At 63.3% G+C, this 24,107-nt stretch carries 18 protein-coding genes; 10 read left to right on the top strand and 8 right to left on the bottom strand.

All coding sequences use genetic code 11. The annotated features are described in order from the left end of the window. Positions 1-45 precede the first annotated feature (45 nt). From ACZ9A3_RS12565 to ACZ9A3_RS12545, 5 genes are all read right to left on the bottom strand, one after another. Positions 46-438: a tautomerase family protein gene (locus tag ACZ9A3_RS12565; RefSeq protein WP_045194041.1), complete on the bottom strand. Its 393-nt coding sequence runs from the start codon at positions 436-438 to the stop codon at positions 46-48. Positions 439-550: 112 nt separating this feature from the next. After that, entirely contained in the window at positions 551-1,408 is an 858-nt protein-coding gene (hpaD, locus tag ACZ9A3_RS12560) for a 3,4-dihydroxyphenylacetate 2,3-dioxygenase (protein ID WP_195884412.1), read from the bottom strand. A gap of 119 nt (positions 1,409-1,527) precedes the next feature. Continuing rightward, positions 1,528-2,988, bottom strand: a complete 1,461-nt coding sequence (gene hpaE, locus ACZ9A3_RS12555; protein WP_045195632.1) for a 5-carboxymethyl-2-hydroxymuconate semialdehyde dehydrogenase — start codon at positions 2,986-2,988, stop codon at positions 1,528-1,530. Positions 2,989-2,993: 5 nt separating this feature from the next. Then, positions 2,994-3,767 carry a fumarylacetoacetate hydrolase family protein gene (locus tag ACZ9A3_RS12550; protein ID WP_045194039.1) on the bottom strand — a complete coding sequence of 258 codons (774 nt, stop codon included), beginning with the start codon at positions 3,765-3,767 and terminating at the stop codon, positions 2,994-2,996. Beyond that, positions 3,767-4,438 carry a fumarylacetoacetate hydrolase family protein gene (locus ACZ9A3_RS12545; RefSeq protein ID WP_093381703.1) on the bottom strand — a complete coding sequence of 224 codons (672 nt, stop codon included), beginning with the start codon at positions 4,436-4,438 and terminating at the stop codon, positions 3,767-3,769. The genes ACZ9A3_RS12550 and ACZ9A3_RS12545 overlap by 1 nt, the downstream gene beginning before the upstream one ends. A gap of 143 nt (positions 4,439-4,581) precedes the next feature. Here ACZ9A3_RS12545 and hpaA point away from each other — a divergent pair, with 143 nt between their 5' ends. Further along, the gene (gene hpaA / locus ACZ9A3_RS12540; protein WP_045194037.1) at positions 4,582-5,484 is read left to right on the top strand and encodes a 4-hydroxyphenylacetate catabolism regulatory protein HpaA; all 903 of its coding nucleotides are present in this window, start codon (positions 4,582-4,584) and stop codon (positions 5,482-5,484) included. Here the strand turns inward: hpaA and ACZ9A3_RS12535 are convergent. From ACZ9A3_RS12535 to ACZ9A3_RS12525, 3 genes are read right to left on the bottom strand one after another with little or no spacing between them, the layout of a single operon-like run. Beyond that, positions 5,481-7,040 (bottom strand): ABC transporter substrate-binding protein, encoded by a 1,560-nt coding sequence (locus tag ACZ9A3_RS12535; protein ID WP_195884409.1) that lies wholly within the window; start codon positions 7,038-7,040, stop codon positions 5,481-5,483. The genes hpaA and ACZ9A3_RS12535 overlap by 4 nt on opposite strands. A 4-nt stretch (positions 7,041-7,044) precedes the next feature. Continuing rightward, positions 7,045-8,241, bottom strand: coding sequence for an LLM class flavin-dependent oxidoreductase (locus ACZ9A3_RS12530; RefSeq protein WP_476252701.1), 1,197 nt, complete (start codon positions 8,239-8,241; stop codon positions 7,045-7,047). Positions 8,242-8,252: 11 nt separating this feature from the next. Beyond that, positions 8,253-9,476 (bottom strand): lipase family protein, encoded by a 1,224-nt coding sequence (locus tag ACZ9A3_RS12525; RefSeq protein WP_476252700.1) that lies wholly within the window; start codon positions 9,474-9,476, stop codon positions 8,253-8,255. 274 nt (positions 9,477-9,750) lie between these two features. Between ACZ9A3_RS12525 and ACZ9A3_RS12520 the strand changes: the two genes are divergently transcribed. From ACZ9A3_RS12520 to ACZ9A3_RS12480, 9 genes are all read left to right on the top strand, one after another. Further along, positions 9,751-10,824, top strand: coding sequence for a sigma-54 interaction domain-containing protein (locus ACZ9A3_RS12520; protein ID WP_093381715.1), 1,074 nt, complete (start codon positions 9,751-9,753; stop codon positions 10,822-10,824). A 134-nt stretch (positions 10,825-10,958) separates the two neighbouring features. Then, positions 10,959-12,641 carry a nitrite/sulfite reductase gene (locus tag ACZ9A3_RS12515; protein ID WP_213604089.1) on the top strand — a complete coding sequence of 561 codons (1,683 nt, stop codon included), beginning with the start codon at positions 10,959-10,961 and terminating at the stop codon, positions 12,639-12,641. Beyond that, entirely contained in the window at positions 12,629-13,123 is a 495-nt protein-coding gene (locus ACZ9A3_RS12510) for a DUF934 domain-containing protein (RefSeq protein WP_213604090.1), read from the top strand. The genes ACZ9A3_RS12515 and ACZ9A3_RS12510 overlap by 13 nt, the downstream gene beginning before the upstream one ends. A gap of 280 nt (positions 13,124-13,403) precedes the next feature. After that, a complete protein-coding gene (locus tag ACZ9A3_RS12505) occupies positions 13,404-15,542 on the top strand; it encodes a CHAT domain-containing protein (protein WP_213604091.1) in 2,139 nt (712 codons plus the stop codon). Between the two features lie 12 nt (positions 15,543-15,554). After that, the gene (locus ACZ9A3_RS12500) at positions 15,555-19,364 is read left to right on the top strand and encodes an NACHT and WD repeat domain-containing protein (RefSeq protein WP_476252699.1); all 3,810 of its coding nucleotides are present in this window, start codon (positions 15,555-15,557) and stop codon (positions 19,362-19,364) included. Continuing rightward, the gene (locus tag ACZ9A3_RS12495; protein ID WP_213604095.1) at positions 19,361-20,779 is read left to right on the top strand and encodes a hypothetical protein; all 1,419 of its coding nucleotides are present in this window, start codon (positions 19,361-19,363) and stop codon (positions 20,777-20,779) included. Before ACZ9A3_RS12500 ends, ACZ9A3_RS12495 begins: the two co-directional genes overlap by 4 nt. 179 nt (positions 20,780-20,958) lie before the next feature. Next, the gene (locus ACZ9A3_RS12490) at positions 20,959-22,797 is read left to right on the top strand and encodes an amidohydrolase (protein WP_476253329.1); all 1,839 of its coding nucleotides are present in this window, start codon (positions 20,959-20,961) and stop codon (positions 22,795-22,797) included. A 48-nt stretch (positions 22,798-22,845) separates the two neighbouring features. Further along, on the top strand, positions 22,846-23,355 hold the full coding sequence (locus ACZ9A3_RS12485; RefSeq protein ID WP_401286884.1) for a GNAT family N-acetyltransferase: 510 nt from the start codon (positions 22,846-22,848) through the stop codon (positions 23,353-23,355). Positions 23,356-23,401: 46 nt separating this feature from the next. Further along, positions 23,402-24,097, top strand: coding sequence for a glutathione S-transferase N-terminal domain-containing protein (locus tag ACZ9A3_RS12480; RefSeq protein ID WP_093381724.1), 696 nt, complete (start codon positions 23,402-23,404; stop codon positions 24,095-24,097). Positions 24,098-24,107 lie beyond the last annotated feature (10 nt).

Here is a 24,107-nt window from a genome sequence, read left to right as displayed (position 1 = left end):
GTACTTTTTGTCAGAGGGCCGTTGGGGAGGGCGGGTGGCTGTGGTTCAGCCCGCCTGGTTTTGCAAAAAGGCGTGAACGTTGTTCTGTTTGAAGTTCAGCTGCGGGTGCAGCTCGATCATCTCGAACGACAGCGCCAGCAGGCGTTGGCTTTGCAGCTCGGCAAAGTGCGCGGTGATCACCGCGAACAGCGCCTCGGCGACCTCGGTGCGGGTTTGCAGATCGCGGCCGTGGCCGACCTTGAGGGTCATGTGGACGAAGGCGTAGTCGTGCTTGCCATCGGCCATGCGCCAGCTGTCCAGGCGCACGCCACGGCTGCGGATGCCGCCCAGGGGGAACACGCCGCTGGCGCCCAGGCTGGCGTGGACCTTGGCGAACAGGCCGGGCAGGTCGGCCTGTTGCTCGATGTTGTCGGTGTACTCAATGATGAAATGCGGCATGAAGATCTCCGTTTGAACGGCGGCAAGCGGCAAGCGGCAAGCTACAAGCGGCAAGAGCGCGTGCTCTTCGCTTGCAGCTTGTGGCTTGAAGCTTGTGGCTGCTGCCTTCGCGCTACAGCGGGAAGATGGCGTTGATTTGCCCGGTGCCGGAGCTGCCGAACGGCTCGGTCAGGACCTCGACCGGCTTGTTGTAGTCGGCACCGCCAAGCAGGCCCAGGAGCATCGCCGTGTCGTGCATGCCGCCTTCGCCGTAGCAGTGGTTGGCGTAGTCCGGGAGCATCGCGCAGAACTCCTTGAAGCGGCCCTGCTTCCACAGCTCGACCACGCGCAGGTCCATCTGCTTGTCGAATTCGCGGGTCCAGTTGTGGATGTTGGCTTCGGCGTTGCGGTCATCGGAAAAACGGTGCGACAGCGAACCGGAGGCCAGCACCAGCACTTTGCGGTCGCTCTTTTCGATGGCCCGGCGCACCGCGGCGCCGAAGGCGAAGCTGTCTTCCAGGCGGTGCCAGGCGCACCAGGCGGCAATCGACACGACCTTGAGCTTGTGCGCGTCGGGGACGTCCATGTGCATGTAGCGCATCGGCACCAGGGTGCCGTATTCAAGCTCAAGGCTTGGGATGTTGTGGGCCAGGGTGCGCACGTCGGCGGCGTTGGCTTCAAGGCCGATCAGCTCGCCCAGTTGCGGGCAGCCGGGGTACTCGAAGTCCATGTTCTTGATGAAGTGCGGCAGCTCGTTGCTGGTGTAGGTGCCCTTGAAGTGTTCGCCACAGTTGATGTGGTAGCCGCTGTTGACCAGCCAGTGGACGTCGAACACCACGGCGGTGTCGGCGCCCAGTTCGCGGGCGCGGCGGCCGATTTCCTTGTGCCCGGCGATCGCTGCCTCGCGGCAGCCATGGTGCTTGCCGGGCAGTTCGGACAGGTACATCGAGGGTACGTGGCAGACTTTGGCTGCCAGGACGACTTCGCCCATGATGGAACTCCTGGAAATTGTTGTTCTTGTGTGCGATCGGTTGCGCCTCATCGCGGGTCAAGCCCGCTCCCATAAGGCAGCCTCAAAACCTGTGGTAGCGGGCTTGCCCCGCGATGCTTTTAGACGCCCCAGCGCGGAATATGGTGACTGCCCATCGAGATACACACGTTCTTGATCTCGGCAAACACCTCGAAGCTGTACTGCCCGCCCTCACGGCCGGTGCCTGAACCCTTGACCCCGCCGAACGGCTGGCGCAGGTCGCGCACGTTCTGGCTGTTGATGAACACCATGCCGGCCTCGATGCCGCGGGCCAGACGATGCGCCTTGCCGATGTCCTGCGTCCAGATGTACGAGGCCAGGCCATACTCGGTGTCGTTGGCCAGTCGCAGCGCCTCGGCTTCGTCCTTGAAGGGGATCAAACACACCACCGGGCCGAAGATTTCTTCCTGGGCGATGCGCATGTTGTTGTTCACGTCGGCAAACACCGTCGGCTGAATGAACTGCCCGCGGGCCAGGTGCGCCGGCAGGTTGGCCGGGCGCTCAAGGCCGCCAGCGAGCAGGGTCGCGCCTTCTTCGATGCCGATCTTGATGTAACCGGTGACCTTGTCATAGTGGGCCTGAGTGATCATCGAGCCTACCTGGGTTTGCGGGTCTTGCGGGTCGCCGACGATCAGGCGCTTGGCCCGCGCGGCAAACTCGGCGACGAACTGCGGGTAGACGCTCTGCTGGATGAAGATACGGCTGCCGGCGGTGCAGCGCTCGCCATTGAGCGAGAAGATGGTGAACAGCGCCGCATCCAGGGCGCGCTCAAGGTCGGCGTCTTCGAAAATCAGCACCGGCGACTTGCCGCCCAGCTCCATGGAGTACTTTTTCAGGCCCGCGGTTTGCATGATCTTCTTGCCGGTGGCGGTGCCGCCGGTGAAGGAGATGGCACGCACGTCCGGGTGGCGCACCAGGGCGTCGCCAGCGGTGGCGCCGTAGCCCTGGATGACGTTGAGCACGCCGTTGGGGATGCCGGCTTCCACCGCCAGGCGCCCCAGTTCGTTGGCGGTCAGCGGTGACAGTTCGCTCATCTTCAGCACTGCGGTGTTGCCCAGGGCCAGGCACGGCGCGGTCTTCCAGGTGGCGGTCATGAATGGCACGTTCCACGGCGACACCAGCCCGCACACGCCCACCGGCTGGTACAGGGTGTAGTTGAGCATCTGGTCGTCGACCGGGTAGGTATGGCCGTCCATGCGTGTGCAGACTTCGGCGAAAAAGTCGAAGTTATGCGAGGCCCGCGGGATCAGTACGTTCTTGGTCTGGTGGATCGGCAAACCGGTGTCGAGGGTTTCAAGCTCAGCCAGGTGCGGCACGTTCTGCTCGATCAGCTCGCCGAGCTTGCGCATCAGCCGCGCGCGCTCCTTGGCCGGGGTGTTGGCCCATTTCGGGAACGCCTCTTTCGCTGCCGCTACCGCCTGGGCCACTTCTTCGGCGCCGCCGCTGGCGACTTCGCCAATGGCCTCGCCGGTGGCCGGGTTGTAGTTGACGAACACGTCTTTGCTTTCGACCTCACGGCCGTTGATCCAGTGTTTGATCATGCTGCTCATGCCTCTTGGCGGTTGAGGGCGAAGAACTCGGCTTCGCTGACAATACGGTTGACCAGGCGCCCGACGCCTTCGACTTCGACCACCACTTCATCGCCCGGCACCACGTCGGCCAGGCCTTCGGGGGTGCCGGTGGCGATCATGTCGCCCGGCTGCAGGGTCATGAAGCTGGACAGGTATTCGATCAGGTAGGGGATGTCGAAAATCATGTCCTTGGTGCTGCCTTGCTGCTTGAGCTCACCGTTGATCCAGGTGCGCAAGGTCAGGTTGGAAGCATCCGGCACATCGGCGACATCGACGATCCACGGCCCGACCGGGGTGGTGGCGTCGCGGTTCTTCACCCGCAGGTTGGGCCGGTAGTAATTCTCCAGGTAATCGCGAATCGCGTAGTCGTTGCACACCGTGTAGCCGGCCAGGTACTCCAGCGCATCCTCGCGCTTGACGTTGCGCGCAGGCTTGCCGATCACTGCCACCAGCTCGCACTCATAGTGCATGTAGGCGACGTTGTCCGGGCGCCAGCTGACCTGGTTGTGGCCGGTGTAGGTGCCCACCGACTTGACGAACGCCAGCGGTTCGGTGGGCGGTGTGAAGGCAAGCTCGGCGGCGTGGTCGGCGTAGTTCAGGCCCAGGGCGAACATATTGCCGGTGGCCGGTGGCAGCCACTCGACCTGCTGCTCGGCGAGCAAGCGGCCATCGGCCAGGCGCACGGCGTTGTCGGCCTCGACGGTGACGGCGTGGACTTCGCCCTGGTAACGGATACGTGCGTGTTTCATCAGCGCTTCTCCTGCGCGGCAACGATGCTGTTGGTCAGGCGCCCGAGGCCGCTGATCTCGACTTCAACCTGGTCCCCGGGCAGCACATCGACGCGGCCTTCGGGGGTGCCGGTAATCAGCACATCGCCTTCGTGCAGGGTCATGAATTCGCTGATCTCGGCGATCAGCTGGGCGACGCTGCGAACCATGTTGGCGGTGCTGTTGTGCTGGCGCAGGGCGCCGTTGACGAACAGCTTGATGCTCAGTTGCTGCGGGTCGGCGACCTGCGCGGCCGGCACCAGTTCAGGGCCCAGGGCGCAGAAACCGTCGCGGCACTTGGCCTTGACCGCCGGGCGGTAGTAGCTGTCTTCGGGCAGGCTGAATTCGTTGACGATGGTGTAGCCGGCGACATGGCTGAGGGCCTCGTCGACGCTGACCCGGGTGGCACGCTTGCCGATCACCACGCCCAGGGCCGGGCCCGGTTGCAGGTGCTCGATGCCTTGCGGGTAGACCACCGGCTGGCCATGCCCATTGCGGGTGTTGGGGGTCTTGATGAACAGCACCGGCTTGACCGGTGGCTTTTGATAGGGCGGCTTTTCGAATTCGGCGAGACGCTGGTCAAGCAGGCCCTGGTAGTTCAGCGCAACGCCGAACAGGGTACCGCTGGCAGCATCGTGCAAGGCACGGCTCATGGGGTTCTCCTGGCTGGGGCAGGGGCAGGGTCCCTGCTCGAATAATTGTTAATGTGTTAACGTTATAATTAAGATGTTAACGAAATGCAAGCGGCTTGCAGCAGGAGTAAGCTGGCCGCATAACAACAAGCGTGAGCAGGGCCATGCGCGAGCAACAACCAATCCCCAACATCAACATCGGCCAGGTCTACGATCAGCGCTACAGCGATGCCGAGGTGCACTACGACAAGCTCGGCAACCTCGCCGGGTTTTTCGGCCGCAATATGCCGGTGCACCGCCATGACCGGTTTTTCCAGGTGCATTACGTCAAAAGCGGCACGGTGCGGGTGTACCTGGACGACCAGCAGTACGTCGAATCGGGGCCGATGTTTTTCCTTACGCCACCGACCATCCCGCATTCCTTCGTAACCGAACCCGATGCCGACGGCCATGTGCTGACCGTGCGCCAGCAACTGGTCTGGCAGCTACTTGAAGCCGATCCCGGGTTGGCGCCGGGGCCGCAAGTGGCGCCGGCCTGCGTGGCCTTGAGCGGCCTGGAACCAAGCTACGCCGCCGAGGCGCGGCGCCTGGCGCTGCTGTTCGATGAGCTGCACAGTGAAATCAACGCCAGCGCCGCCGGGCGCGGGGCGGCGCTGGAAAGCCTGACGCGGCTGATCATGACCAGCCTGCTGCGCCTGTGCGCGCGCTCGCTGCCGGCGCGGCAAACCCGTCATGAAGACTTGCAGGTGTTTCATCGTTTCAATGAACTGATCGAGGCCCACTACCTTGAGCACTGGCCGCTGGCGCGCTATGCCCAGGGCATCGGCGTCACCGAAGCGCGGCTCAACGAAGTGTGCCGGCGCATCGCCGACCTGCCGTCCAAGCGCCTGATTCTCGAACGCCTGATGCAGGAAGCACGGCGCCTGCTGCTGTACACCGGCAGCTCGGCCAACGAGATTTGCTACCGCCTGGGCTTCAAAGACCCGGCGTACTTCAGCCGGTTCTTTTTGCGCTATGCGCAGCTGACGCCGGGGGAGTACCGTCAGCGTCAGGCTGGATTGCGCTAGGCCTGGCCGCGCAGCCAGAGGTTGTCGAAACGCCAGGTGCTGAACAGTGTCTGCTCGGCTGCGGCGCCGCCGACCTGGCGCGAAAACGCATCGAGCAGATTCACATAGCCCCAGATCAGCAAGCCGCCGCGCTCATACTGAATCTGCTGGGCCTGGTGCACCAGCGCGCTGCGCTTGGCCAGGTCCGGCTGGGCCATGGCCTGGAGGAACAGTTCGCTGAACTGCGGGTCGTTGAAGTGGGTCTTGTTGGCCACGGCGAAGGGCGCGTCGATGTGCATGGCGCTGGCCAGAAACGGTGCGCCGATGGTGCCGCCAGTGCTCAGTTGCCACTGGTCGTGCTGCGGGCCGTCGAAGGTGGCCTGGTCGACCTGGCGCACCTTGAGGTTCACACCGATGGCCTTGGCCTGTTCGGCGAACACCAGCGCCGAGGCCAGGGCCGGGCCGCTGGTGGTCACCAGCTCGACTTGCAACTGCTCGTAGCCGGCTTCGCGCAGCAATTGCGCCGCCCGTTGCGGGTCATGGGGGCGCGGGCCGAGGCTGTGGTTGAAGGTCGGGTCATCAGGTGCGTACAGGTCGTTGGCCACCCGGCCCTGGCCGTTCAAGGCACGGCGCACCAGCTCCGGGCGGTCGGCGAGGAGGCGAAAGGCTTCGCGCACCTTGGGGTTGTCGAACGGCGGTTTGCTGGTGTTCATTTCGAACGAAAGCCAGTTGCCGCTGACCGAAGTCACCAGTTGCAGGCGCGGGTCGCGTTCGATGATCTGCAGCTGCTCGCTGGGCAGGCCGTTGGCCATGTCGATCTGCCCGGCGCGCAAGGCCGCCAGGCGCGAGACCTGGTCTTTGAAGTCGATGATCTCCAGTTCGTCGGCGTAGGGTTTGCCGTCCTTGTAGTAGTTCTCGAAGCGGCTGAACACCGAGCGCTGGCCGGGGCTAAAGCTTTTCAGCTTGTACGGCCCGGCACCCACCGGGTTGGTCACCGGGTGGTAATCGACCGGGACGATGCCGCCGAAGTTGACCCAGGTTTCGGCCAGCGGCAGGTAGCTGCGCCCGTCCTTGAAGCGGATGCGCACGGTGCGTGCGTCGAGTTTCTCCAGGTTGTCGCGATCGACCCAGTGCAGCAGCGCGGCGTAAGGCGACGCCAGTTGCGGGTCGGTCAGGCGGCGAATGGAAAAGATCAGGTCGTCGGCATCGATGCTCTTGCCGTTGTGAAACTCAAGGCCCTGACGCAGGCGCACGGTCCAGCTGCTGGCGTCGGCGCTGGCTTCGGCTTCTTCAGCCAGGGCCAGGCGCGGCTGCATCTGCTCGTCCCATTCCCACAGCTTGCTGTACAGGGCAAAGCCGCGGACGATGCCGCTGCCGATCGGTTTGTGGGCATCGAGGTTGCCGACCTGACCGCCGGCCAGCACGCCCAGGCGCAGGCGCCCGCCGTGGCGCGGCTGGTCGCTGGCCGGGCTGCTGGCGGCCGGTGCGTCAGGGCCGCAGCCGCTGAGTAGCAGGCCGCCGCCCAGCGCCAGGCTGTAGCCGAGAAAGCGTCGGCGCTGCTGATCGAAAAGGTCCATGGCCTCAGGCTCCTGCTGCACGCAGGGCTGGCGCCTGGGTGTCGATGCGCTTGAGCGGCGCCCGTTCGCCGCGAAAGTGCGGGAGGATGTGCTCGCCCAGGCGGTAGGCTTCTTCCAGGTGCGGGTAGCCGGCGAGGAAGAACAGGTCGATGCCCAGCGCGTTGTAGTCGCGAATCCGCGCCACCACGTTGGCGTAGCTGCCGACCAGCGCCAGGCCCGGCGGAATGCCGATGTAACCAAAACCGGCCCAGACGTTGGGGTAGATGAAAAAGTCGTCGAACGGCCGGGTTTCGTCCTTGGCCGCGTACTCGTTTTCGTAACTGAGCCTGCGCGCGGTGCGCAGCCCGGCATGGGCGGCCACAGCCTTGACCGCACCTTTGGCCACGCCTTCGTCGAAGAAGCGCTTGGCCTCGGCCAATGCCTGGGCTTCGGTCTCGCGGGTAATCACATCGATCGACAGGCCGAAGCGGATATTGCTGCGGCCATGCTTGAGCGCGCGCTCGCGAATGTCGGCTATCAGCGTGCGGATCTCGTCCGGGTGCTCGGCGCGCATCAGGTAGAAGTCGGCGTGGCGGGCGGCGAATTCCCGTGCGGCGATCGACGAGCCGGCGGTGCAGATCAGCGGCAACTCGGCCTTTTTCTGCGGGCCGCGCAGGCCGCCACCTTCGGCCTTGTAGAAGCGCCCCTGGTAGTGGAAGTTCTCCGAGTGCCAGTAACCCTTGACCACGTCCATGAACTCGGTGGCGCGCTCGTAACGTTCATCGTGGTCGCTGAAGTCGCCAACCTGGCGCTGCACGCTATCCGAGCCGCCATTGATGATGTTCCACACCAGGCGGTTGCCGCTGGCGCGCTGGTAGGTCGCCGCTTCCTGCACCGCGATCCAGGGCGTGTAGTGGTAGGGCTGGAAGGCGGTGACGTAGCTCAACGTGCGGGTTTCGCGGGCCAGCAGCGAGCACACTGTCCAGGGCTCTTCGCCGGACGGCGCGTTGACCATCAGCGCGCCACCGAAGCCGTTGATTTCGGCGGCGCGGGCGATCTGCCCGAGGTAGTCGATGTAGGTGAAGTGATCACCTACGGCAAAGTTCGACACGGCGCCGGTGCTGTCGCCGCCGGCATGCCAGTCGCCGCGGTTGCGCGGGTCGCCGGGGAGGAACTGGGTTTCGCCGTGCAAGGGCAGGCGGGTGAAGAATTCAATGCTCACGGTCAGCGTCCTTATTGCACGGTGGGGTTGCAGAGGGGGGCGATGGGCTGGTCGTTGAACACCTTGCGGGCAAACGGCAGCGAGTCCTTGAGCGAGGCGTTGACCGTCTCGCTGTGGCCCAGACCCTTGTACAGGTGGCCTTCGACGATCGAGCCGGTCTTGCAGGCGTCCTGCATCAGCGCCACCTGGGTGGCAGCCGCCGGGGTCTTGTCTTCGGCGCCGGTGCCGATGAAGATCGGCTGGGCGAGTTTCAGGGTCGGGTAGGAGACTTGCGCCAGCCACGGCTTGAGCTGCTCGCCGTTGTTGGCCTTGCGGGTGTTGGCCGGGGTCAGGCCGGTGCCGAGCACATCGGCCACCAGCGACGACAGACAAGTGCTGCGCGCTTGTTCGAACAGCGGCAGGGCCTTGTCGGTGTAGAAGTCGCGTGGGTCGATGCTCGGGTCGTACTGCTGCGCCGCCAGCAGGGTGTAGAAACCGTAGGCCAGCGAGGCGTCGACCTTGTCCTGGTCCTGTTCGCCGACGTTCTTGGCGCCGACGGTGTAGATCACCCCGGTGCCGACGCTGCCCTTCAGGCCCAGGTCCGGGGCATAGGTGGGCGCATAGGCGGCCGAGGCGAAGGCGCCGGCGCCGCCCTGGGACTGGCCGACCACCAGCACCTTGTTGGCCAGCCCCGGCACCCCGGCGATCACCGCGCGGGCGGCATCGAGGATGCCGTAGGCGGCCATGCGGTTGTTCAGCAGCGGATGGCCGCCGGGCACGCCCAGGCCCTGGTAGTCGGTGGCGACGATGGCGTAGCCCTCGTTGAGCCAGCGCGTCAGGTACTGCACGTCGCGGTAAGAGCGCCCGGCCCAGGACGGCGCGCAGACATCCGCCACGCCCACAGTGCCATGGCCCCAGGTCACTACTGGCCAGCCGCCTGCCGGCGCCTGGCCTTTGGGGATGAACAGCGCGCCGGAGACCGCCACCGGGGTCTTGCCGTCGATGCCGTCGGTAGAGCTGTAGAGAATGCGCAGTTGCGAGGCGGCGCCAGGCAGGCTCAGGGTCTTTTCCAGCGGTTCGCTGCGCAGCAGTTTGCCCGGTTTGCCAGGGATCGCCTGGCTCCAGCTGTAGAACGCCGAGACCCGGCCATCGCCTTGCAGCGGGTCGGGCTTTGGCGCGAAGGTTTCTGCGGCCACGGCGCTGAGCGACAGGGCCAAAAGGCTCAGGCCAAAGGCGAAAGTTTTTTCCAGTTTCATCGAGAGGTCCTTGCACGGTGCGTTTGCCAGGCCTGAGCGAAATGCGTGCCAGGGCGCTGCAGGGCCCGGTTTTGCGGGGCCGAAATGCCTTCAAGGGCAATCCTGGCGGCGCGTCGATGCTGGCTGGCAGCCACGGGTTGCTGGGCGACTGCTGCTGTGGCAGCAGCGTCAAGTGCATATCTCTAATTGGAATATATAAATACTAATTAATAATTATTTGTTCTAATTTGTTTCGGGCACTATGGCCCTGCGCTTTCACTGCCAGGAATGCACCATGTCGCTGATAACCCATCCCCACGCCCGGGAATTGACCAAATCCGTACGCGCCACCGTTCTGGTGTTCAAGGACCCGCGCTCCCAGGAACTGCTCAGCCGCATCGAACGCCTGGCGCCGAGTGAAGCCAACACCCTGATCATCGGCGAGACCGGCACCGGCAAGGAGCTGGTCGCCCGCCATATCCATCAACTCAGCCGCCGCGGGCGCGAGCCGTTCGTGGCGGTCAACTGCGGCGCCTTCGCCGAAACCCTGGTCGAGAGCGAACTGTTCGGCCACGAGAAGGGCGCCTTTACCGGTGCCACCAACAGCAAGGCCGGTTGGTTCGAAGCGGCCAATGGCGGCACGCTGTTCCTCGATGAAATCGGCGACCTGCCGTTGAACATGCAGGTGAAATTACTGCGCGTGCTGCAGGAGCGCGAAGTGGTGCGCCTCGGTTCGCGCACACCGATCCCGATCAACGTGCGCCTGGTGGCGGCGACCAACGTCAACCTCGCCGATGCGGTGGTGGCCGGGCATTTCCGTGAAGACCTGTTCTACCGCCTGCACGTGGCAACCATCCGCCTGCCGCCGCTGCGCGAACGGCCTGGGGATATCCTGCCGCTGGCTGAGTTTTTCCTTGAAGAGCACTGCCAGCGCCTGGGTTACAGCCGCGCCAGCCTGAGCCTGGAAAGCGAACGCAAGCTGCTCTCGCACAGCTGGCCGGGCAACATCCGCGAGCTGGAAAACGCCATTCACCATGCGCTGCTGGTGTGCCGGCAACAAGTGGTGCAGCCGGCCGACCTGCACCTGGTGGACATGCGCTCGGTGGGCATCCGCCAGGAAGAACACAGCCAGCCGCTGCGCATTGCCAGCGAGCCGCCAAGCCTTGAAGCGGCGCTGACGGCGCTGTTCGAGCAGAACATCCCGGACTTGTACGAGCATATCGAGCAGACGGTGTTTCGCAGCGCGTACCGCTTCTGCCATGGCAACCAGTTGCAGACCGGGCGCTTGCTGAATATCAGCCGCAACATCGTGCGCGCGCGGCTGGAGAAAATTGGTGAGTTGAAGCGCACGGACGGTGTCGCCCTTTAGGGCCTCATCGCGGGGCAAGTCGGGTCGCCGCGATGCTTAAAGTCCATCTGATCCGTATAATTACCGCCAACCTGAATCTGTAACTCAGTACACCCAAAAGCCATAGTAACGGCCTCCCTGATGAGGTCCGAACCATGTATCAGTATGACGAGTATGACCGTGCGCTGGTGTTCGAGCGCGTGGCGCAATTTCGCGATCAGGTGCGCCGGTTCATCGCTGGCGAACTGAGTGAAGAAGAGTTCCTGCCCCTGCGCCTGCAAAACGGCCTGTACCTGCAAAAGCATGCCTACATGCTGCGCGTGGCCATTCCCTACGGCACCTTGGGTGCCCGGCAACTGCGCACCCTGGCGCAGATCGCGCGCGAGTACGACCGTCGCTACGGCCACTTCACCACGCGCCAGAACATCCAGTTCAACTGGATCGAACTGGCCCAGGTGCCGGACATCCTCCAGCGCCTGGCCGAGGTCGAGATGCATGCGATCCAGACCTCCGGCAACTGCGTGCGCAATATCACCACCGAGGCCTTCGCCGGGGTGGCCGCCGACGAGTTGCTCGACCCGCGGCCGCTGGCCGAGATCCTGCGCCAGTGGTCGACCATCAACCCGGAATTCCTGTTCTTGCCGCGCAAGTTCAAGATCGCCATCTGCTCGGCCATCGAAGACCGCGCAGCGATCATGATGCATGACATCGGCCTCTATCTTTACCGCGACGGCCGCGGCCAGATGTGCCTGCGGGTGATGGTCGGCGGCGGCCTGGGGCGCACGCCGATCCTCGGTTTGCAGATTCGCGAAGGACTGGCGTGGCAACACCTGTTGTCCTACGTCGAAGCCATCTTGCGCGTGTACAACCGCCATGGCCGGCGCGACAACAAGTACAAGGCGCGGATCAAGATCCTGGTCAAGGCGCTGGGCATCGAGGCGTTCTCCCGCGAGGTGGAGGAGGAGTGGCAACACATCAAGGACGGCCCGGCGCAACTGACCGAGGACGAATTCCAGCGTGTCGCCGCCGCCTTCGAACCACCGGCCTACGACAGCGTCATCGATGATGAGCTGGCCTACGACACCCACCTGGCCCAGGATCACGCCTTCGCCCGCTGGGTGGCCTGCTGCGTCAAGGCGCACAAGGTCCCGGGTTATGCCAGCGTGGTGCTCTCGACCAAACCGGGCGATGCCTCGCCACCGGGCGACCTGACCGATGCGCAGATGGACGCGGTGGCCGACTGGTCGGAGCAGTTCGGTTTCGGCGAGATCCGCATTGCCCACGAGCAGAACCTGATCCTTCCCGACGTGCGCAAGCGCGACCTGCACGCGCTGTGGCGCCTGGCCTGCGAGCGCGGCCTGGGCACCGCCAACATTGGCCTGCTGACCGACATCATCGCCTGCCCGGGCGGCGACTTCTGCGCCCTGGCCAACGCCACCTCGATCCCGATTGCGCAGTCGATCCAGCGCCGCTTCGATGATCTTGACTACCTGCACGACCTGGGTGAGCTGAGCCTGAATATCTCCGGCTGCATCAACGCCTGCGGCCACCACCACATCGGCAACATCGGCATCCTCGGCGTCGATAAAAACGGCAGCGAGTGGTACCAGGTGACCCTCGGTGGCGCCCAGGGCAAGCACAGCACCTTGGGCAAGGTCATCGGCCCGTCGTTCAGTGCCGCCGAGATCCCCCAGGTGATCGAGCAGATCATCGCCACCTACTGCGCTTATCGCGAACTGGACGAACCCTTTGTCGACACCGTGCGCCGGGTCGGCCTGGAGCCTTTCAAGGAACGTGTCTATGCCAAGCGCCCTGAGGAGCTGATATGCGTAATGTGATTGGCCTGCGCAACGGTGAAGCGCAGTTGATCGAGGACGATCCCTGGCAGCTGTTGCGCGAACCCGGCGAGCTGCTGCCTGACGGCCTGGTGATCTTGCCCCTGGCCAGCTGGATTGCCCGCCGTACCCAGCGGCCCTTCGGCCGTGATGGCGTGTTGCTGGGCCCGGACGACGAGCTCGAGCCGCTGCGCCCGTGGCTGCCCCAGGTGCCACTGATTGCCGTGGATTTCCCGAGCTTTCGCGATGGTCGTGGCTACAGCCAGGCCTACCTGCTGCGCAGCCGCCTGGGCTGGCATGGCGAGCTGCGCGCGGTGGGCGATGTGCTGCGTGACCAGCTCAGCCATATGCGCCAGTGCGGTTTTGACAGCTATGCCGTGCGCGAAGACAAGTGTGCCGAGGATGCCCTCAAGGGCCTGGCCGGCATGAGCGTGCTGTACGGGCGTTCGGTGATCGAACCACGGCCGCTGTTTCGTCGGCGTTGATCAACAAACGGCATTCCGACCAATGGTTAAGGCCCTGTGCACGGGGCCGCGTGTGGATCCAAGCGCCGGGATAACATCTTGAATAAACATGTAAATTGCAACTAAAGGAGGACGTATAGATAACAGCTAAATGTCATAAGCTGTTATCGCCGCTTGGCCAATTAGCGATAGTCTGGCTGTACTGTTGCGCGCTTGAAACACCTGCGCCGGGCGGTAGTTTGCGTGGCGCATAGCGCCTGCTATACCAAGGGAACGAGGTGTTGTCAGGACGCTGAATATCATGCCGAAGAATGAATACTGTGAATTAGAGTTACGCTTGGCCTGGCATGATGAAAGCAGTTATCTGCTGGATGCACGGTTCATGAACCCAAGTAGTGATACGGAGAATGAACTGGTTGCGCCGGTGCGAATAACGTTTGACATGGCGCAACTTCGTGATGCCGTGCTTGATGCCGAGCGCTACGGAACATTATTGACCCACCTGTTGTTTTCCGGCGCCGGAAGTCCCTTGCGGGAAGCGTATGTCCATGCACGTATTGCCGCCGCCAGGCAACATGGATTGCGCGTGCGTTTGAATATTCAGAGCAGTGCGCCGGAACTTCACGCTTTACGTTGGGAAACCTTGCAGGATCCGGATGATAACAGCCGGCTGCTGGTGCAGGAGAATGTATGGTTTTCGCGCTTCCTCAGTGCCCGGGACTTTCGCTGGCAACCGCGTGCCGACAGCGGGGAAATCTCCACCTTGGTGGTGGTGGCCAACCCGGATGACTTGAACACGCGCTGGAACCTTGCGGCCATCGACAGTGCTGCCGAGCTGGCGCGGGTCACGAACGCGGTGAAGCTGGGCGAAGCGCGTGCGTCAACCAGCATACAGATACGCACCCTGGATAAACCCGCCTCGGTGTTCAATATTGCCACTGCCCTGAAGCACAAATACGCCGACGTCCTCTACATCATTTGCCACGGAGCGATTACCAGCGATGGCAAACCCCGGCTATTGCTCGAAAAAGAAGACAAGACTTCGCATTTCATCGAAGGCAAGGAGCTGGTCGAACGTATTCGAGACATGGATGAGCGGCCTCGCTTGATCATTCTCGCTTCCTGCGCCAGCGCCGGCGACGAACACGCCGGCGCATTGACCGCCATCGGTCCCAGCCTGGCGGCAGCGGGGGTGCCGGCGGTGATAGCCATGCAAGGTGCGATCACCCAGCGCACCAGCGCCATGTTCATCAGCACGCTGTTCGAGGAACTCGCCTGCCACGGCCAGATCGACCGTGCCGTGGCCGCTGCGCGCAGCCAGGTGCGCGGTGAAAGCGACTGGTGGATGCCGGTGCTGTTCATGCGCTTGCGCTCCGGGCGGTTGTGGCCGGCGTTTGCCCAGCCCGACGCCCAGTTCGACAGATGGAAAAGTATCGTCACCGATGTGGCCAAGGAAAAGTGCGTACCGATTCTGGGGCCCGGACTGGTGGAGTCGACACTGGGCAGCATGGGTAACATTGCCAAGAAGTGGGCGCAACTGTATGAGTTTCCGTTGGCCCCTCAACACCGCGATCGGATCGAGCATGTCGCCCAGTACTTGAAGTACCGGCAAAGTCCGAATGTGGTCGTGGCGGAACTTCAGTCGTATTTGATATCGCACATCCGTGAACGCTACAAGGAACAGCTGGCAATAGTGGAGGATGATCAGGGTGAACGGTTGCGCAATGGCAAGGACTCGGATCAAACCCTCAATGAGTTAATGGCTTTTGTTGGCCGTCATCAGCGCCAGCAGCATAAAGAAGATGTGCATCGATTATTGGCCAGGTTGCCAGTGCCGATTTACATCAATGCCAACCGGGATAATTTTCTCAGGGATGCTTTGATTGAAGCAGGTAAACAACCGCAGATTGCATTGTGTACCTGGGTGACCAATAACAATACGCCGCAGTTCAATGGCCCGTCGCTGCCGAAGAAATACAAACCCAGTGTCGCCGAACCGTTGATCTTTTATGTGTATGGCAGCCTCGAATATACCAACAGCCTGGTGATTACCGAAGATGATTATTTTGATTTCCTCATGGCGGTCACCCGCAATGAGCGCTCCCAGCTGGCCAGTATCCCGGGGGCGGTGTCCAGCGCGTTGGCGTCGCAAGGTGCACTGTTACTGGGATTTCAACCCGATGACTGGGACTTCCGGGTGCTGCTCAAAGGGATCCTGATGCAGCCGGGAAGCTCGCTTAACGGTACCCGCGTGGCGGTGCAGGTCAGCCCGCGTGAGGGCCTGATCATCGACCCGGACCGCGCCAGTGATTACCTCGCCAAGTATTTCATCGATGCCCACCAAGGCAAGCTTCACGTGTTCTGGGGCAGCGCCCAGGCGTTTATCCAGTCACTGACGGAACGTTGTATCGAACAAGGTGTAATCCCTCCTGACGCGTAACGAGGTGGCACCATGACAGACCATGCCAACCCCTATATTGGTCCGTTACCGTTCACTGAAGGCAAAACCTTGTACGGTCGGGAGCAGGAAACCCAGGTGCTGTTCGACCTGTTGATCAGCAAGCGCATCGTACTGCTGATTTCACCCTCCGGTGCCGGCAAGACATCGCTGATCCAGGCCGCCTTGCTACCGCAGCTCAGAGAGCGCCTGTGGCCATTGCCGATTATCCGCCTGGACAGCCTGAGCCCGCCTGGTGCGGGCGAAAGCGATTCGTTCAATCCGTACCTGAGCGCGACCCTGCATTCGATGGAGGCCGGGCGCGGCGATGAGCGCTTGAGCGAGGGCGTGCTGGCGCAGCAAACACTGGCAAGCTACTTGAAACTGCGCATGCGCGATGCAGAGCAGGCGCAGCCCAATGGGGTGTTTCCGGTGCTGGTCCTCGACCAGTTTGAAGAGCTGTTTACCCTGGATCGATACGACTGGGAGCGCAAGCAGGCATTCATCCAGCAACTGGGTAAACTGCTGAGCGAAGGCATTGACCTGGGGCCCGGCGAGGATGGCACCCCCCGGGTGCAGCAGGTCTGGGCACTGTTCTCGATGCGTGAGGACTATGTTGCCGAACTTGAGCCGTATCTGGACCTGATTCCGACGGCCCTGACTTTCCGTTATCGGCTCGAACCACTGGACCGCACGCAGGCAGTGGAGGCGATCGTTGGCCCGGCAGCGGGGTGGTTTGAAGCCGCTGCCGCCGAGCGCCTGGTCAGCGACCTAAGCGGCACCGGCCAGCCGGGCGAGCGCAATACCAAGCAAGGGCGCTATGTCGAACCGGTGCAACTGCAGGTCGTCAGCTTGCGCTTATGGGACAAAGTGGTTATCGGCGAACAGCGGGCAATCACCGCGGCGGATATCAATGCCGATGGGCAAAGCAACGAGGTCGACACCGCGCTGGAGGAGTACTACCAGGTCGAATTAAATCGGGCCAGCGCCGGTCGCAAGATTCGAGAACGCACTCTACGCGACTGGATCGAGAGCAAGCTGTTGACCGACAGCCAGGCACGTACTCGGGTGCTGCGGGAAATCGGCGTTGATCCTGCTCTGGATGAAGCGGTGGACTCATTGATCGACGGCCACCTGTTGCGTGCCGACACCTCGGGTGAGCGCACCTGGTTGGAGCTGTCCCATGATCGCCTGGTCAGGCCGATTCTGGACAATAACCAGAAGTGGCGGGAGTCGCACCTGCAGTTGGTGCAGAAGCGCGCCATGCAGTGGATCAAGGAAAACCGCGCGGAAAACCTGCTGCTCAATCCTGCAGAGTTATTAAAAGCCCAGGAATTCGTGGAGGAGCATCCTGGCGAACTCAACCCGCTCGAATGCGAATTTCTCCAGGAGTCCCGGGACTTGCAGGCCGAGCTGCAGGAGCAGGCACGGCGCAATGAACAGATACGCGCTGACAATCGCCGATTGGGCAAGCGCCTGGGGATTGCCGCGGGGTTGATTGGCAGCCTGGTCTTCGGCCTGGTAATCGTGGCAATTGCCTGGATCAGTGCAAACGATGCCAAGGATGCGGCAGAGAAAGCAAAAATCGCTGCGGACCAGCAACGTACTGAAGCCTTGCAGGCCAAGTACCAGGCCCAGGAACGGCTGCTGCAGGCACGAATGATGGAAGCCAACGTGCAGACTGACAGTGGCCGGTCGTTGAGCAGCTTGTCGCTGCTGGAGCCCGGCACGAGTGTGTCGATGCAGGCGATGTATTTTCGAAGCTTGCTCAAAGCGTTGGGGTCGAGTCCGCCGCTGACCCGGGTGGTCGGCCAGGGCCATGTGGTCAAGGGCTTGCAGTTTTCCGCCGATGGCGGGCAGTTGTACTCCGGCGACTGGAACGGGCAGACCTTCGCCTGGCCGCTGGCCGGGGACGAGGCGCCCGGCCAGAGCCTGGACAACGATGCAGGGCAGAGCATCCAGTCGCTGGCCTACAACCCGCTGCGCAAGCTGTTGGTCAGCGCCAACCGCATCGGTGCAATGGTCCTCTGGCAGGAAGGTGGCGCGGCCCCGGTGGAGCTGGCGCGGTTTAATGCTCGGGATGTGAGTGTCGACCGTGGCGTGCTGATGAGTGCGCAATTCGATGCCAGCGGCCAGTGGCTGGTAACCCCGGGCAATCGCCGCAGGCAACCGTCGTTGTCGGTCTGGTCGCTGGCCGACCTGGCCAAGCCGGCCGTGGTCGCAACCTTGAGTGGCTACCACACCACCAACATTTCCAGGGTTACCTTCGTGCCGGCCGGAAAGTATGCCGGCTACCTGGTCTCTGCCGATACCGAGGGCAATCTGGCACTGTGGAAACTGCCCGCAACGGCCACGGCACCTGTCGTTACCCTGCACACCCTGGACGTCATTCGCAAGAAAGTCGGTGTCTTTGCCGCAACGGTCGACCCCTCCGGGCGCTGGCTGGCAGCAGGCACCGCCGACGGCAGCCTGCTGTTCTGGGATCTGTGGGCGCAAAAGCCGGGCGACAGTGGAGTGGTAGTGCCCAGTTTCATGCATCACGGCCGCGTCACAGCCATGGCTTTTTCCCGCAAGGGGGACAAGCTCTATAGCGTTGGCGGCGACAAACTGTTGCTTGAGTGGACGCTCCCTGAGCAAGCAGCCAAACCGCTGGACACCCAACAGTTGGCATCCGCCATCCAGGTCGTGCGCGTCGATGGCTGGGGCGAGAAGCTCTACAGTATTGCCCTGCACCCGCAACAGGAAGGCATTGTCGCAGTGGGGGGCGGTACCCAGATCCGCATGCTCGATCTCAACCGCATGACGCCTTTGACCAGCCGCATGACTGGCAGTGAAGGCCCCTGGCGGGCAATGAGCGCTTCGCATGATCAGCAGGTGGTGGTCGGCCTGTCGGCCAATACGCTGAGCGTCAGGCGTTGGTACCGGCGCGAGGCCAACGCACAACCGCAGTCCCTGGACTTCCCGGGCCCTGAACGGCGGCTGACGACCCTGGCATTGTCGGGCGACGGGCATACCCTGGCAGACCTGACCTGCGATGGCTACTTGCAAGTCTGGGATGTGACGGGCGATACACCGCAACGCAGGCTGGAAAGCAGGGCCGGCCGGCAGGAGCAGCAATGCCTAAGTGAGCGCGATGAGTCCGTGGCATTTCAGCCCGGCGGGCAATTGCTCGCCAGTGCCTTCGGTAATCAACTCAAACTCTGGGCGCAAGACACCAATGGCGGCTGGTCACTGGTAGGTCAGCACGCGCTGGCCGAGCAGCAACGGATCAAGGCGCTGGCCTTCAGTCCGTCTGGCAAGCAATTGGCCATTGCAGGGGATTGGGGCGTCATCGAACTATGGTCTACCGACGGCGGCGCGCTGAGCCAGGTTAATCAGGTCAGTGCGGGAGCCCAGGCATTGATCACTGCTCTGGCCTTCAGCAGCAATGGCGAGCGCCTCGCTTCCGGTGGTGATGATGCATCGGTTATCGAGTGGCGGGTGGCCGACCTGCAGTTCCTGGGTTCCAGCCAGTGGCACAACCGGGCGGTGTCGAGTATTGCCTACCTTGCCCAGTTCGACTCCACCCTGCTGGTCAGCGGTGATCGCGAAGGGCAGATGGTGCTGTGCGCGACGCCGGTCAGTGAAGACCAGTGCTCGCCAGTGGGCAGCCCCCGGGGGACGCCGATCAGCGCAATGGCCGCCGTGGCGGACGAACTGCTGGTATCGAGCAACGCGCTCTGGCAATGGCAACTGCAACCGCAGGTAATGCGCGCCGCGGCGCAACGTCTGGCGCGCAGGCCCACGGCAGTCGTCGAGGTGCCTACCCAGGCGCAGGCGCAATGAACAACCAGACGGTTGTCTTCAACGGTATCAACGGTGCCGACGGCAATTACCTGACTGCACCGTTAACGCCTGAGTGTCTGGGGCAGCGCCTGATGCAATTGAACGACCCTGCCAGTGACCTTGAATCCCTGAAGGCGCGTGACCTGAAAAGGCAGGCGTGCTTCGGTCTGCCATTGGACATGGATGGCCAGGCATTGGCGCAAACCGGTTGGGCGGTAATCTTTGCCCGCTCGGCGCGCGCCGAGGTACGCCAGGCCCTGGCTCCGCTGCTGGCGTTGCGGGCCCTGGAGGCCGGGGCGTTGTACCGCGAGTTCAGCGGCGAAGCGGGTTACTGGCCAGGCGATACCGCACGTGCATGGCTCGCTCGCCAGCCCCGCGGCAAGTCACCGGGTGTTGTCGCTCCGCAGAAGGTGCCCTACTACCTGATGATCGTTGCTGACCCGCAGGACATTCCTTTTCGCTTCCAGTATGAACTGGCCGTCAGCTATGCAGTCGGCCGAATCCATTTTGACCATCTGCAGGGCTACCACAACTACGCCCGGTCGGTTGTCGCGGCGCAGGCCGCCGAGGTCGCATCGACACGCCGGGCACTGTTCTTCGGCCCCTGCAACGAGGCGGATGCGGCCACTCGGCTAAGTTGCGCGCTGCTGGTCGAACCCCTGGCACAACAACTCGCAAAGCTTTCACTCGAACATTGGCAGGTCGAGCAGTGCGTGGCAGACCAGGCCACCAAGGCCAGGCTGCTTGGGCAACTGTCGGGGCAGCCGCCGTCTCTGCTGTTCACCGCCAGCCATGGCATGGGCTTTCCTTGCGGCGATCCGCGACAACTGCGCCATCAGGGCGCGTTGCTGTGCCAGGACTGGCCTGGGCCGCAGCAGCACCGGGGGGCGATCCCCGCTGACTACTACTTGAGTGCCGATGATCTGGACGACCATCTGTGCCTGGCCGGCAGCGTGATGATGCATTTCTGTTGTTATGGTGCCGGCACGCCACTGCAGGATAACTTCAAGCACAGCAACGAGGCCTTGCGCCAGCTTGCATCGCGGCCATTTCTGGCCGCTTTGCCGATGCGTGCGCTGAGCTTGCCGGCCGGCGCTGCGCTGGCGGTGATCGGACATGTCGAGCGGGCTTGGTCCTACTCGTTTGACTGGCCCGGTTGCGGCGATGACCTGGCCACCTTCAAAGGTACCGTACAGGCGTTGATGAAGGGCAAGCGCGTGGGGCTGGCAATGGATCATTTCGCCATGCGTCACGCCGAAGTGGCGGTAGCGTTGAATGGTGAACTGGATGTGCTCAAAGACCCGATCGCCAAGCGAGATGACCTCGCGCTTGGCGCGCTGTGGATTGCCAGCAACGATGCACGCAACTATGTGATCCTCGGCGATCCGGCAGTCAGGCTGCAGGTAGAGGTCTGACCGGCAGTGGTCTATGGTTTCTGTCTGGTGAGTACATCCTGCCTGAGAGAGGCCTTATGACCGAGCCCAGCAACAGCCGCCGCTTTATCGCCGCCAGTTCCGTGCTCGGTGCCGCCGGGGCAATGTACTCGACGGCGCCACTGGCCGCCGGAGCCCTCCTGCGCGGGACCGAAACGGCCGTGCCGGCCGAGCTGATCCTGCACAACGGCCGGCTGCACACGGTGGACCGCGAGCGGCCACAAGCCAGCGCCGTGGCCATCCGCGACGGGCGCTTCGTGGCGGTCGGCGATGACGCCCAGGTCATGGCCCTGCGCGGGCCGGCGACCCAGGTCATCGACCTCAGGCAACGCACAGTGATCCCCGGGCTCAATGATTCGCACCTGCACTTGATCCGCGGCGGCCTGAACTACAACCTGGAACTGCGCTGGGAAGGCGTGCCGTCGCTGGCCGACGCCTTGCGCCTGCTCAAGGACCAGGCTCTGCGCACGCCGGCGCCGCAGTGGGTCAGGGTGGTCGGTGGCTGGAACGAGTTCCAGTTCGCCGAGCGCCGTTTGCCGACCCTTGATGAGCTGAACCAGGCCGCGCCCGACACCCCGGTGTTCGTCTTGCACCTGTACGACCGTGCCTTGCTCAACCGCGCCGCCCTGCGCGTGGTCGGCTATGACCGCAATACGCCCAACCCGCCGGGTGGCGAGATTCAGCGCGACGCCAACGGCAACCCTACCGGCATGCTGATCGCCCGGCCCAACGCGATGATCCTTTACTCGACCCTGGCCAAGGGGCCGAAGCTGCCACTGGAGTACCAGGTCAACTCGACACGCCAGTTCATGCGCGAACTCAACCGCCTGGGCCTGACCAGCGCCATCGATGCCGGTGGCGGCTATCAGAACTACCCCGACGATTATGCGGTGATCGAGCAACTGGCCAAGGCCAGGCAGTTGACCGTGCGTATCGCCTACAACCTGTTTACCCAGAAGCCCAAGCAAGAGCTGGCCGACTTCAAACACTGGACCCGCAGCGTCAAGTACCGCCAGGGCGACGACTTTTTGCGCCATAACGGCGCCGGCGAGATGCTGGTGTTTTCCGCTGCCGACTTCGAGGACTTCCTCGAACCACGCCCGGACCTGCCCGCCAGCATGGAGGGCGACCTGGAGCCGGTGGTACGCCATCTGGTCGAACAGCGCTGGCCGTTTCGCCTGCACGCCACCTACGACGAATCGATCTCGCGCATGCTCGAGGTGTTCGAGAAGGTCAATCGCGACATTCCCTTCAACGGCTTACCGTGGTTTTTCGATCATGCCGAAACCATCAGCCCGAAGAACATCGAGCGGGTGCGGGCGCTGGGCGGCGGCATCGCCATCCAGGACCGCATGGCCTTCCAGGGTGAGTACTTTGTCGAGCGCTACGGTGCCAAGGCCGCCCAGCACACACCGCCGATCCAGCGCATGCTCGCCGAGGGCATCCCGGTGGGGGCCGGTACCGACGCCACCCGGGTGTCCAGCTACAACCCCTGGACTTCGCTGTACTGGCTGGTCAGCGGCCGTACCGTCGGCGGCCTGGCGCTGTACCCGCAGGGCCTGGATCGCGACACCGCGCTGTCGCTGTTCACCCATGGCAGCGCCTGGTTTTCCAGCGAGCAGGGCAAGAAGGGCCAGATCAAGGTTGGCCAGCTGGCAGACCTGACAGCCTTGAGCGCCGACTACTTCAGCATCGACGCCGAAGCGATCAAACACCTGGAATCGGTGCTGACCCTGGTCGACGGCAAGGTGGTATACGGCGCAGCCGAGTTCGCCCGGCTCGACCCGCCGGCGTTGCCGGTGTTGCCCGACTGGTCGCCGGTGGCCAAGGTGCCTGGGCATTGGCGCCAGGGTGCGCCGCTGAGCGCCCAGGTGCATCAATGCGTCGGGGCCTGTGCGGTGCATGCCCACCAGCACCAGCACGCGCGCCAATCGTCGGTGCCGGTCAGTGATTTCCAGGGCTTTTGGGGTGCTTTTGGTTGTTCCTGTTTTGCCTTCTGAAGGTTCGGGCTACCATGCCGGATCGCCCGTTCGACAGGATGTTGCTGCATGCCATTCACTACCCGCGTTGCCCGGCCCAGTGATGCCGAGGCGCTGAGCATCATCGCTGGCCAGACCTTTGCCCTGGCCAGCCCGCCAGACGCTGCCGCCCCGGCATTGCAGGCGTACATCGACACGCAGTTGCAGCCCGAGCACTTTGTCTTGCACCTGCTCAATCGGCGCAAGCGCCTGCGCGTGCTCGAGCACCTGGGCACGGTGGTGGGCTACAGCCTGGTCGACAGCACACCCGAGGTATTGGGAATTGCTGAAGCGGACGGCTTGCCGGAGCTCAGCCGCTGCTACGTGCTACCCGAGCACCATGGCCACGGCGGCGCCCAGCGGCTGCTCGACGACACCCTGGCGCAGGTGAGCGGCGCCATTCGCCTGACCGTCAACGAACAAAACGCCCGGGCGATCCGCTTCTACCAGCGCAATGGCTTTAACAAGGTCGGCGAGGCCGTGTTCGAATGCGGGCCGGAGCGCCATCGCGACTGGGTGATGGTCGCGCGGCGTGGATAAAACTGGTTAAAGTGTCGTTCACCTCTTATTGCTCAAGGTTGTGTTCATGACTGATCTCAGCGCATTCCCGATCACCCGCAAATGGCCGGCCAAACAGCCCGAGCTGCTGCAGCTGTATTCGCTGCCCACGCCCAACGGCGTCAAGGTGTCGATCATGCTCGAGGAGATCGGCCTGGCCTACGAGGTGCACAAGGTCAGCTTCGAGAGCAATGACCAGCTCACCCCCGAATTTATCTCCCTGAGCGCCAACAACAAGATCCCGGCGATCCTCGACCCCAACGGCCCGGGCGGCCAGCCGCTACCGCTGTTCGAGTCCGGGGCGATCCTCATCTACCTGGCGGAAAAAACCGGCAAGCTGCTGCCGGCCGACCCGGCCAAGCGCTACCAGACCCTGCAGTGGCTGATGTTCCAGATGGGCGGCATCGGGCCGATGTTCGGCCAGATAGGGTTCTTCAACAAGTTCGCCGGCAAGGACTATGAAGACAAGCGCCCGCGTGACCGCTATGTGGCCGAGTCGCGGCGTTTGCTCGGGGTGCTCGACAAGCGTCTTGAAGGGCGCGACTGGGTGATGGACGAGTACAGCATTGCCGACATCGCCATTGTGCCCTGGGTGCGCAACCTGATCGGTTTTTATGAGGCGGGCGAGCTGGTGGGCTTTGACGATTTTGCCAACGTCAAGCGCGTGCTCGCGGCGTTTGTCGCGCGGCCGGCGGTGGAGCGGGGGCTGAAGATCCCAGCTTAGCGCCTTATCG

The organism is Pseudomonas sp. TE4620 (assembly GCF_056279045.1).
The sequence above is the reverse complement of the archived record's forward strand: the minus strand, read 5'-3'. Positions and strand labels throughout refer to the sequence as shown.